Source organism: Sphingopyxis sp. (assembly GCF_035250425.1).
Taxonomy (GTDB): domain Bacteria; phylum Pseudomonadota; class Alphaproteobacteria; order Sphingomonadales; family Sphingomonadaceae; genus Sphingopyxis.
Genome location: NZ_DATFFD010000253.1, coordinates 1 through 10,975 on the forward strand (window position 1 = coordinate 1; position 10,975 = coordinate 10,975).

General features: G+C 65.7%; 12 protein-coding genes and 1 pseudogene. 1 reads left to right on the top strand and 12 read right to left on the bottom strand.

Translation table 11 applies throughout. From position 1 onward, the window contains the following. Window positions 1–387 precede the first annotated feature (387 nt). From VJ811_RS15380 to VJ811_RS15415, 8 genes are all read right to left on the bottom strand, one after another. On the bottom strand, window positions 388–993 hold the full coding sequence (locus tag VJ811_RS15380; RefSeq protein ID WP_324073917.1) for a hypothetical protein: 606 nt from the start codon (window positions 991–993) through the stop codon (window positions 388–390). A 2-nt stretch (window positions 994–995) separates the two neighbouring features. Next, the gene (locus VJ811_RS15385) at window positions 996–1,619 is read right to left on the bottom strand and encodes a DUF2238 domain-containing protein (RefSeq protein WP_324073919.1); all 624 of its coding nucleotides are present in this window, start codon (window positions 1,617–1,619) and stop codon (window positions 996–998) included. Between the two features lie 143 nt (window positions 1,620–1,762). After that, complete coding sequence (locus VJ811_RS15390; protein WP_324073921.1) at window positions 1,763–2,539, bottom strand: arginine deiminase family protein; 777 nt, start codon at window positions 2,537–2,539, stop codon at window positions 1,763–1,765. 185 nt (window positions 2,540–2,724) lie between these two features. After that, window positions 2,725–3,750, bottom strand: a complete 1,026-nt coding sequence (locus VJ811_RS15395; protein ID WP_324073923.1) for an aspartate-semialdehyde dehydrogenase — start codon at window positions 3,748–3,750, stop codon at window positions 2,725–2,727. Between the two features lie 41 nt (window positions 3,751–3,791). Further along, entirely contained in the window at window positions 3,792–4,403 is a 612-nt protein-coding gene (locus tag VJ811_RS15400) for a DUF1287 domain-containing protein (protein WP_324073924.1), read from the bottom strand. Window positions 4,404–4,502: 99 nt separating this feature from the next. Beyond that, window positions 4,503–4,880 (bottom strand): 50S ribosomal protein L19, encoded by a 378-nt coding sequence (rplS, locus tag VJ811_RS15405; protein ID WP_056345487.1) that lies wholly within the window; start codon window positions 4,878–4,880, stop codon window positions 4,503–4,505. Window positions 4,881–4,885: 5 nt separating this feature from the next. Further along, the gene (gene trmD / locus VJ811_RS15410; RefSeq protein ID WP_324073926.1) at window positions 4,886–5,623 is read right to left on the bottom strand and encodes a tRNA (guanosine(37)-N1)-methyltransferase TrmD; all 738 of its coding nucleotides are present in this window, start codon (window positions 5,621–5,623) and stop codon (window positions 4,886–4,888) included. Further along, window positions 5,620–6,543: a LysR substrate-binding domain-containing protein gene (locus VJ811_RS15415; protein WP_324073928.1), complete on the bottom strand. Its 924-nt coding sequence runs from the start codon at window positions 6,541–6,543 to the stop codon at window positions 5,620–5,622. The genes trmD and VJ811_RS15415 overlap by 4 nt, the downstream gene beginning before the upstream one ends. A gap of 101 nt (window positions 6,544–6,644) precedes the next feature. Here VJ811_RS15415 and VJ811_RS15420 point away from each other — a divergent pair, with 101 nt between their 5' ends. Further along, on the top strand, window positions 6,645–6,845 hold the full coding sequence (locus tag VJ811_RS15420) for a hypothetical protein (RefSeq protein WP_324073930.1): 201 nt from the start codon (window positions 6,645–6,647) through the stop codon (window positions 6,843–6,845). A 78-nt stretch (window positions 6,846–6,923) separates the two neighbouring features. Here the strand turns inward: VJ811_RS15420 and VJ811_RS15425 are convergent, their stop codons facing one another. The 4 genes and pseudogenes from VJ811_RS15425 to VJ811_RS15440 all read right to left on the bottom strand — a co-directional run. Then, window positions 6,924–8,441: a serine hydrolase domain-containing protein gene (locus tag VJ811_RS15425; RefSeq protein WP_324073932.1), complete on the bottom strand. Its 1,518-nt coding sequence runs from the start codon at window positions 8,439–8,441 to the stop codon at window positions 6,924–6,926. A 159-nt stretch (window positions 8,442–8,600) separates the two neighbouring features. Next, entirely contained in the window at window positions 8,601–9,095 is a 495-nt protein-coding gene (gene rimM, locus VJ811_RS15430) for a ribosome maturation factor RimM (protein ID WP_324073934.1), read from the bottom strand. 216 nt (window positions 9,096–9,311) lie between these two features. Beyond that, a pseudogene (rpsP, locus tag VJ811_RS15435) lies at window positions 9,312–9,782 on the bottom strand (30S ribosomal protein S16); the annotation flags it as partial. A 40-nt stretch (window positions 9,783–9,822) separates the two neighbouring features. Continuing rightward, window positions 9,823–10,975 (bottom strand): signal recognition particle protein (locus VJ811_RS15440; RefSeq protein WP_324073935.1); only part of this gene is annotated, 1,153 nt, incomplete at its 5' end.

The following is a 10,975-nucleotide window of genomic DNA, read 5'->3' on the forward strand; positions in this document are numbered from 1 at the left end:
TTCAGCCTTATGCATCGCCCGATTTGAGCCTCGCGGCGTGCTGGACGCGCCCGGCACGCCCCACCCTGGCCGCACCCGCAAGCCAGGCAGCAACCGCTTTTATCCACCAAATGAAAGAGCCGGATGAAGGCTGGCACAGCCCGATAATGTAGGAAAGGCTTATTTGAAGGCGACGCCTGCCTTGGGGTGGGGAGCGGACATAGTCAGTTCCTCCCCGGAACGGGGAGGTGGCAGCCCGCAGGGCTGACGGAGGGGTCGCAACCTCTCGTCAAGACGCACCGTCCCGACCCCTCCACCACCGCCTACGGCGGCGGTCCCCCTCCCCGTTCCGGGGAGGAACTAAAACGTCCGCAATCGGTCGTCAGCTGACGTGAGCGAAGCCCGCCTTCACCGAAAAAAGCAATTCACCCCCGCGAACAGCGCGTCGATCTTTGCCGCGTCGCCGGGCGCCGCGAACATGCCGCCGATCACCTTGTCGCCGGTGCCGATGCTGAATTCCTCGCCCAGCGTGCTGTCCTCGAGATCGACGATCGAGACCGATTCCTTCGCCTTGGCGCGCGTCGTGCCGATGGCGATGCCGCTCATCGTCGAATAGGCGTCGGCGCCGGGTTCGTTGCCAAGGAACCAGCCGACGAACTTGCCACCCTGGAAATTCAGCGTCATCGCGTCATAGCGGGTGAATTCCATCGCGCCCGCGCCGCATTCGGCGTTGGTGCTGCGATCATCTTCCTTGCCCGCGACATTGGCGAGCGCGGTTTCGGCCTGGGCGCGCGGGACGCCGAAGGCGAGCAGGCTGGTCCTGCCGCTATTCTTGTCGACGAAGCGCAGCCCCTCGCCATCGAGGCTGACCGCGGTGGTTGCCGCGTTCGGCCCGTCGGCCTTTGCCTCGGGCACCGCCGGCGCGATGGGATCGGCGTCGATAGGAGCCTTGTCGGCGGCGGGTTTGCACGCGGCGAGCAGCGCCACCATCGCGAGGGTCGTGAACTTGCGCATGCCTATCTCCTGTCGCGGCGCGGGATTATGAGCACCAGTATCGCACCGAGCAGCGCGAGCGCCATATCCTTTTGCGCGTCCCAGATGTCGCCCTGCTGCCCGTTGTAGCGGTCGGCGGTCTCGCCCGCCGCGACGATGGTGAGCAACCATTCGAAGATTTCGTAGAGGCACGAGATGGCCAGGACCCAGCCAAGCACCGCAAAGGCCGCGCCGCGCGGGCCGAGGCCGCCCCAACGCCTTGCGATTTCGGCGATGGGGATGACCGACAGGGCGCCGAAGGCGAAATGGACGAGCCGGTCATAATGGTTGCGCGTCCAGCCAAAGGCGTCGGAGAAGCTGGTGCCGGTCAGCGACCGTGCCCAATCGTCATAGGGGACGTTGCTGTAGGCGTAGCGTCCGCCGAGCGTGTGGAGTGCCATGAAGAGCGCGATGCACGCGACCGACGCGGTCGACAGCGGCCAGCGGCGGAGCAGCCAGGGCGCCGCAACGATCAGCAGCATCGTCGGGAAATGCTGGAGCAGCGCGACCTCGGGATAGGGCTGATCGATCTGCGCGAGCAATAGCAGCACAAGGAGTGCGCCGAGCAGGCGTTTTTGCGCTTCAGGGCGCGCTGAACCGGCCGTCATCGACCGAAATCCGCCGAGACAGGAATGGCGGAAAACTGCCTAACTTCACTCGCGATTACACAAATCGGGCGTGGGGTCGGTGCTTGCATCATCCCGAGGATCTAATGCAGCAAGATATTGTAGGACAGCGATTTTCGTGGCGGTCACCAGCGCAGCGACATGCAACTGAGCCCGGCGTCGATGCGCGCGATCTGTTCGGTCGCCATCGGGCGGAAGGGCACGCCGCGCGCCGCGAGCATCGCGTGGGTCGCCAACCAGCGGTCGCCGATCAGCACTGTATCGCGCACGCGCAGGATGTTCGCCGCTCCTTCTTCGCCGGTTGGGGTCAGCACGACTTCGAGGCCGGCGAATTCGGGGCAGTCGCGCATCGCGGGCACCGCGAGGATCGTCCGTTCGTCGATCAGGCTGCAGCCGGTCTTGAAATGGAGCACGCCCGGCGGCGTCTGCGCGATTTCGGCGTGCTGGCCGAGTTTCGCGAGCAGCCCCGCCAGTTCGGTCGCCCCCGCGCGGTCGGTGCGGTCGGACAGGCCGATGATCACGCGGTCGGCGAGGCGCAGCACGTCGCCGCCCTCGGCATGGCCCGTCGTCATTTCGAGGAGGCGCGGATGATGGGCGGCGAGTGCATCGCGGATATGGTCGACCTCGCCCGTGCGGCTCGGCGCGCCGGGGCGGAGCAGGATCGCACCTTCGGGAAAGGTCAGCGCGACATCTTCGGTGAACAGCGCGTCGGGGAAATCATCGAGCGGCGGAAGGACTTCGACCGCGAGGCCGAGGTCGCGGAGGGTGGCGACATAGGCCGCATGTTCGGCGGCGAGGCCGGTGAAATCGGGATCGGGGCCGCCGTCGGCGCGGATGCCGTGGACGGCCGATGGAGCCGGGGTGCGGCAGAGGGCGTGGGTGAAGTGGTAGGGGCTGGGCATGTCAGCGGCATAGCTTGGATGCCGGCGCGTAGCCAAGAGATCCTCCCCATCGACTTGCGATGGGGAGGTGGCAGCCCGGAGGGCTGACGCAGGGGTAGTAACGCAGACGTTGCCACCCCTCCACCACGCCCTGCGGGCGCGGTCCCCCTCCCCATCGCAAGTCGATGGGGAGGATCTTATAAATCTCAGCCCTTCTTCAAATGGCGCCGCCCCAGCAGTTCCGCGATCTGCACCGCGTTCAGCGCCGCGCCCTTGCGGAGGTTGTCGGAAACGCACCACAGGTTGAGGCCGTTTTCGACCGTCGGGTCCTCGCGCACGCGGCTCACGAAGGTCGCGAAGTCGCCGACGCATTCGACGGGGGTGATGTAGCCGCCGTCCTCGCGCTTGTCGTGGAGCACGACGCCGGGGGCTTCGCGCAGGATGCGCTGGGCATCCTCGGCCGACAGTTCCTTCTCCATCTCGATGTTGATCGCTTCCGAATGGCCGACGAAGACGGGCACGCGGACGCAGGTCGCGGTGACCTTGATCTTGGGATCGAGGATCTTCTTGGTCTCGACGACCATCTTCCACTCTTCCTTCGTCGAGCCGTCGTCGAGGAATTTGTCGATGTGCGGGATGACGTTGAAGGCGATCTGCTTGGTGAACTTCTGCACGTCCTTTTCGTCGCCGACGAAAATCTGGCGCGTCTGGTTCCACAGCTCGTCCATGCCCGACTTGCCCGCGCCCGACACCGACTGATAGGTCGAGACGACGACGCGCGTGATCTTGGCGGCGTCGTGCAGCGGCTTCAGCGCGACGACCATCTGCGCGGTCGAGCAGTTCGGGTTCGCGATGATGTTGCGCTTGGTATAGCCGTCGATCGCGTCGGGGTTCACCTCGGGCACGATCAGCGGCACGTCGGGGTCCATGCGGTAAAGCGAGCTGTTGTCGATCACGACGCAGCCCGCAGCGGCGGCCTTCGGCGCGTGGATCGCGGTCGCGTCGCTGCCGATCGCGAAGATCGCCATGTCCCAGCCGGCCCAATCGAAATTGTCGATATTCTGGCATTTGACGGTGCGGCCGCTGTCGCCGATTTCGACGTCGGTGCCCTGGCTGCGCGACGATGCGACCGCCGCCAGTTCGTCGATCGGGAATTCGCGCTCGGCGAGAATGGCGAGCACTTCGCGCCCGACATTGCCCGTGGCCCCGGCGACAACGATACGATAACCCATTTACTCACTCCTCAGCGTAGAACCGTGATTGGAAACGAAGGTCAGACTTTCCAGCGGAAATGGCCGGTCAGCCTGTGGTCGAAAAGCGCATCCTCCTCGCGGGTGCCGCCGCCGATATTGTGCAGGACGAGCGGAGTGCCGGTCGTGTCCTTGCGGTCGGACACGATGCCGGTGTGCGGCAGGCGCCCGCCGACCAGCGAGGTGAAGATATCGCCCGCCCGCCAGTCGGCCGGATTGTCGGTGACGGGCAAAGATGCGCCCTGCCGCCGCCAGAAAGTTGCCAGATTGGGAACGCGGCGATGGTCGATGTTGCGATCGGGGCGCCTCAGCCCCCAGTTTTTCGGATAAGCCCCAAAATTGGCGCGCATGTCGGCGTTTACAAGGGCCTGCAGGTCGTGGCCGAGCGCATCGCGGAAGGCGCGGATGACGACGTCGGTGCACACGCCCTTCGCGCGATCGACATCGCCGTTCGGGAAGGACAGCACCGTATAGGCCGGATCATAGGACAGCGTCACGCCGACCTGCCGCCGCGCGGCGGTGACCAGTCGCTGCGCGTTGGTGAGCGCCATCGCCTCGCCCGACACGCCGAAAGCGAGCACCGCGCCAAGAAAGGCGCGCCGCGTCGGCTGGAACGGGAGGACGGACTGATGCATGAAATTCGCTTTGCCCAAATGAAAAACGACCGGCTCTGCCTGTTGGCGGAACCGGTCGTTTTGGAAAGCTGTTTTCGCTTGGGGTTGGGAAAGTCTCCCTTAGCCCTCGCTGGCTTCCGGCCGGTAATCGCGGCGCTCCGCAATACGCGCCGATTTACCAGTGCGGCCACGAAGATAATAAAGCTTCGCACGACGCACGGCACCCTTGCGGATGACGGTAATGCTGTCGATGTTGGGCGAATAGAGCGGGAACACGCGCTCGACACCTTCGCCGAACGACATTTTGCGCACGGTGAAGTTGGAGCCCATGCCCTTGTTCGAGCGTGCGATGCACACGCCTTCGAAATTCTGCACACGAGTACGTTCGCCTTCGACCACCTTCACGCCGACTTTCAGCGTGTCGCCGGGACGGAAGGTCGGAATCGTCTTCGCCGCTTTGGCGATTTCTTCGGCTTCGATCGTCTGGATGAGGTTCATGTCCTCTAGTCCTTTTCTTGTCGCCGCGCGCCAGAGGCAGGTCGGGCCCGAGCATCGATATGACGCTCCCAAAGGTCCGGCCTGCGTAACCGTGTATGATCTTGCGCCTGTTGTTTCCGCCAGGCCGCGATCTTCGCATGATCCCCCGATCGCAGCACTTCGGGGATCGTGCGCCCTTCCCATGTGACGGGCCGGGTATAGTGCGGATATTCAAGCAAACCGTTTTCGAACGATTCGTCGTCACCGCTTGAAGCCGCGCCCATTACGCCGGGAAGCAGCCGAATGCAAGCGTCGAGCAGCAGCAGCGCGCCCATCTCTCCGCCCGAGAGGATGATGTCGCCCATCGACACCTGTTCGATCGGCCGCGCGTCGAAGATGCGTTCGTCGAATCCCTCGAACCGGCCGCAGAGAATGATCGCACCGGAGCCCGCCGCAAGGGTGCGTACGCGCGCCTGCGTGATCGGGGTTCCGCGCGGGGTCATGGCGAGGATCGGGAGGCCGGGATGCGCCGCCGCCGCATGGTCGATCGCGGCGCCGAGGACATCGGCTTTCAGCACCATCCCCGCGCCGCCGCCCGCGGGCGTGTCGTCGACGGTGCGGTGCTTGTCGGTCGCGAAATCGCGGATCTGCACCGGCGCGCACGACCAGGTCCCGCTTTCGAGCGCGCGCCCCGCCATGCTGTGCCCGAGCGGGCCGGGGAACATGTCGGGGTAGAGGGTCAGGGGGACGGCGGTGAAGGTCATGACGGCGGCTCCAATAGCGCGTCGGTGAGCAGGTGGCGATCCTTCTCGATTTCACCGTGCAGCCATTCGCGGAAGCGCTCGATCTTGCGCACCCCGACGCGGTTGTCGCGGTGGACGAGCCACATCCCCGACGATGCCGACACATAGAGCGTGTCGAAGGGCTGGACCATGCGGCCGCTTGCAAGCTCGACCTGCCAGTAGAGCGGGGTCATCATCGCGATGCCGAAACCCGCCTGCACCGCGCTTGCCTCTTGAAGCTGGCTGTCGAGCTCGATGCCGCGGCGCGACGGCAGCGGCGGCGTCGTCACCCCAGCGGCAGCGAACCAGTCGGCCCACCAGCTGTCGTTCGGCGCGAGCCGCTGGACGCGTAGCAGATCGGCGGGCTCGCTTATGTCATGCTCTTCGATAAAGGTCGGCGAGGCGATCGGCGCGAGATACTGGCGCATCAGGAAATCGCTGCGCAGCCCGGGCCAGACGCCCTTGCCGATGCGGATCGCCACATCGACGTTGGAGGCGTCGAAGTCGACGAGATCGTTGCTCATCGCCATGCGCACCGCCAGTTCGGGATATTGGAGCTGGAAGCTGCCGATGCGCGCGCTGAGCCAGGTGCCCCCGAAGCTGGTCGCGGCGTTGATCGTCAGCACATCGGCCTCGTCGCTGCCCAGCGCGGCGAAGGCGTCGCCCATCGTCGCGAAGGCATTGCTGACCGCAGGAAGCAGTCGCTGGCCGGTTTCGGAAAGGCGCACCCGCCCCTTCTCGCGCACGAAGAGCGCGCGGCCGAGTCGATCCTCCAATTGGCGGATTTGATAACTCACCGCCGCCTGCGTCAGCCCCAGTTCCTCGGCGGCGCGCGAGAAATTCTGCAGGCGCCCGGCGGCTTCGAAGGTGCGCACGGCGGCGAGGGGCGGCAGGCGGGACATGCAACCTTATAAGTCAGGCTTATGATATGGTCCACGCCTTTTGTTGGCGGCGGGGCGCCGCGAGGTGCATCTAGGTGACACCAAGCGAAAGGAAATGAACGATGAAAGACGAGCAGTTCATGCGCGTTTGGAATGACGGTCATGATCATTTCAGCGCCGATATCGCCCGTGGCCTCCACTGGCTCGCGACCCCCTTCCGCCGCCTCGGCGAATGGATCGCCCTGCCGAGTGCGCCCGGCGAAGACAGCGTCTTCACCCGCGTCGCCGCGCGCTGCGGCGTGCGCCCGCGCCGGGCGCGATAAGAGCCCTGCCCCTCCCCCTCAAAGGTCAGGGCGAAACGGGGTGAGGCTGTCCCTTGCTAAAGCCCCACCCCGTCGACATCAGCGCGCTTCGGGCGGCACGACGCGCAGGCGCAGCGCCTGGATCGTGACGGGCGTCGTCGGGGCGAGCAGCAATATCCCGTCGAGCTTGCCCTTCGCGCAGTTGAGGCGGAAGGCGGTCGACATCGCGCCCGTCGGCGCGAGCGGTTCGTCGGTGGGGCACGCCCCTACCTCGGCCTTCAGTCTCGCAAATTCGGCTTTCCAGTTTTCGGCCGAGCGGTCGAGCAGGAAGTTCATCGCGAGCTTGCCTTGTAGCGGGCCGAGGTCGCCCGCGGCATAAGCCGCCTTTGCCGCCGCATAGGCGTCCGCCACGGCCGGGGATAGCGGCACGGCGCGTGTTTCGAGCAGCCCCGCCTTGTCCATCAGGGCCGCGGTGTCCCATGCTGGCCCCGACGGACCGGCGTAAGTGCGGTTCGACAGCGCGAAGACGCCGACGCCGTGTTCGGGCATCAGCATCACATGGCTGCCATAGCCGGGATAGCCGCCGCCGTGCGCAAGCGTGAGGCCGAGGTCGCAATCCTGCGCGACGCGCCAGCCCATGCCATAAGCGCTCGACAGCTTGCACGCCTCGGCGCCGCTCGCGCCGGTGCGATTGACGACCGATGTGAAGTTCAGCCCCTGCGCGATTTCGCGGATGGTGGCGCGCTTGACCGGGCCATTGTCGGCATCGTCGCGCGCGGGCCAGGCCGAGAGCAGGAAGGCGATCCATTTGGCATAGTCGTTCGCGCTGACCTGCAACCCGCCCATCGCGTTGAAGGCGCCGTCGATCATTTCGGGTTCGGGCGACCAGCGTTCATTTTCCCAGCGATAGCCAAGCGCGTAGCGCGCCTTGGGCGCTTTGGGCGCATCAAAGCCGCTGCTCGTCATGCCGAGCGGGGTCAGGATCGTCCGCTGGACATAGGCGGTGTACGATATGCCCGACGCGTTGGCGACGATGCGGCCGAGCAGCGCATAGCCGAAGTTCGAATATTCATGCTGGCTTTGCGGCACGCGGCTGAACGGCACGCCCGCGGCGATCATTTTCGTGAACTCTTCCTGCGGCAGCACCTGCTGGCGGTCGCCCCACGGATCGTCGGTGACGAAGCCGCCGACATGCTGGAGCAGGTCGCGCACCCGGATGCGCGGGCTGTCCTTCGTCGGATAGGTCCAACCCTTCATCTCGGGCACATATTGCTCGGCAAGATCGTCGAGGCGCAATTTGCCCTCGTCGCGGAGGTGCAGGATCGACAGCGCGGTGAACGCCTTGGTCATCGAGGCTATGCGGAACAGGCTGTCGGGGGTGACGGGGCGGTTGTCGGCGATGTTCTGGACGCCGATGCCCTTCACATAGGCAAGCTTGCCGTCCTTGACGACGCCATAGACCATGCCGGGGACATGCGCCTCGGCCTGGAATCTGGCGAAAAGCGCGTCGATTTCGGGGGTGAGCTGGTCGAGGGTTTTGGGGGCAGGTTGTTGCGCGGCCGCTGGAATTACGCTTCCCAGCAAGAGGGCAAAAGCAAAACTCGATTTCAAACGCATGCCATCCTCCGCCGCAATTTGCGGAAGAGCTATCAGCGCGGACGACCATCGGCAATTGAACAAGATCGTATCCCGGCGAAGGCCGGGATCCAGAGCGATACGAAGCTGGCGTCGATCTATGGATGCTCTGACCCCGGCCTTCGCCGGGGTGCGGTAGATTTATTCGACGAACGCCGCGTCGACGGTCACGCCGTCGTCGTTCCATGCGGGCACCGCGCGGACATTCATCGGCACCATGAAGCGCTTGCCGTCGGGCTTTGCGATTTCGAGGATGTCGCCCGCGCCGAAATTCTCGATCGCGGCGACATGGCCGATGGCCGTGCCGTCGGTCGACACGCACGGCAGGCCGAGCAGATCGTGGTGATAATATTCGCCCTCGCCAAGCGGCGGCAGCGCCGAGCGCGGGACGGTGAGGAGGGTGCCGCGCAGCGCTTCGGCGCCGCTGCGGTCGGTGACTTCGGCAAAGGTCGCGACCGCGCCCTGATTGGCGGGGCGCACCGATTTCAGGGTCAGCTTGCGATCCCCCGCCTCGAAAACGGAAAAGGCGCGGAGAGCCTCCGCGCCTTCGCCGAACAGTTTGAGGCGCACCTCGCCCCGTACCCCATGCGCGCCGGCGATGGCGGCGAGGGTGACGGGGCGATTCGCGTCGGCCAAGGCTTAGCCTTCGGCCTTTTCTTCGCCGGCTTCTTCAGCAGGCGCTTCTTCAGCAGCCGGGGCTTCTTCGGCGGCTTCGGCAACCGGGCCGCCTTCGGCGACTTCTTCGGCGATCGCGGTCGCGTCTTCGGCGGTCGCCTCGGCCGGGACTTCGTCGGCGACGGCTTCGGCCACCGCTTCGGCGGTCGCTTCGCTCTTCACCGAACCGGTCGCGTCCGATTCAGCAGCTTCGGGAGCGGCAGCTTCTTCAGCGGCAGGCGCTTCTTCGGCGGCCACTTCCGAAGCGGCTTCTTCGACCACGGGTTCGGGCGCCGGAGCGGCGGCAGCGGCGGCTGCGGCTTCTTCGGCGTCAGCCAGCTTCTGGGCCTTTTCTTCGGCGCGTTCCTTGGCCTTTTCGCCGGGGACAGCCTTGTTCGGGTTGTTGCGGGCAGCGCGTTCGAGAACGCCCGCGGCGTCGAGGAAGCGGGCGACGCGGTCGGTCGGCTGCGCGCCAACCGAGACCCAATGCTTCGCACGGTCGGCGTCGAGCTTGATACGCTCAGGATTGTCCTTGGCGAGCAGCGGGTTGTAGCTGCCGATACGCTCGATGAAGCGGCCGTCGCGCGGGCTGCGCGAATCGGCGACGACGATCTTGTAGTAAGGACGCTTTTTCGAACCGCCGCGTGCGAGGCGAATGGAGGTTGCCATGATATTTTCCTTCAGAGTTTAACGTTTAAAGTCGGGTTGATTATTTCTTCTTATTCATCAAATTAGCGAGCTCGGGCGGGATCGATCCGCCGCCACCGAGGCCGGGGAGGCCACCGCCCCCGCCGCCGCCCATACCGCCCATTCCGGGAATGCCGCCGCCCTTGCCGAACAGCGCGCCGAGACCCTTGAGCCCGCCCATCTTGCGGATCTTTTTCATCGCGCTGGCCATTTCCTGGTGCATCTTCAGCACCTTGTTGACCTGCTGCACCGTCGTGCCCGAGCCGTTGGCGATGCGGATCTTGCGCTTCGCGGTCAGGATTTCGGGCTTCGCGCGTTCCTTGGGGGTCATCGAGCCCATGATCGCGTCGAAATGGACGAGCATCTTGTCGTCGGCGCCGCCCTGCGCGGCTGCGACCTGCGCCTTCTTGATCCCGGGGATCATGCCGGCGAGCGCGCCGAGGCCGCCCATGCGGCGCATCTGGTTCAATTGCGTGCGAAGATCGTTGAGGTCGAACTGGCCCTTGGCCATCTTCGCGGCCATCGCCTCGGCCTCTTCGGCCTGGATCGTTTCGGCGGCGCGTTCGACGAGGCTGACGACGTCGCCCATGCCGAGGATGCGGCCCGCAATGCGCGAGGGCTGGAAGAGTTCGAGCCCGTCGAGCTTTTCACCCGTACCCGCGAATTTGATCGGCTTGCCGGTGACCGCGCGCATCGAGAGCGCGGCACCGCCGCGCGCGTCGCCGTCCATGCGGGTGAGCACGACGCCGGTGAGCGGCACCTGATCGGTGAAGCGCTGCGCGACCTGCACCGCATCCTGCCCGGTCAGGCTGTCGACGACGAGCAGGGTTTCGGCGGGGTTCGCCGTGCGCGACACCGCCTGCATCTCGTCCATCAGTTGCTGGTCGACGTGGAGGCGGCCCGCGGTGTCGAGCATCAGGACGTCATAGCCCTGAAGCTTCGCGGCCTGCAGCGCGCGCTGCGCGATTTCGACCGGCCCCTGCCCCGCGACGATCGGCAAGGTCGCGACGTCGATCTGGGTGCCGAGGACGGCGAGCTGTTCCTGCGCGGCGGGGCGGTTGACGTCGAGCGACGCCATCAGCACCTTCTTGCGCTCTTTTTCCTTGAGCCGCTTGGCGATCTTCGCGGTCGTCGTGGTCTTGCCCGAGCCCTGAAGGCCGACCATCATGATCACG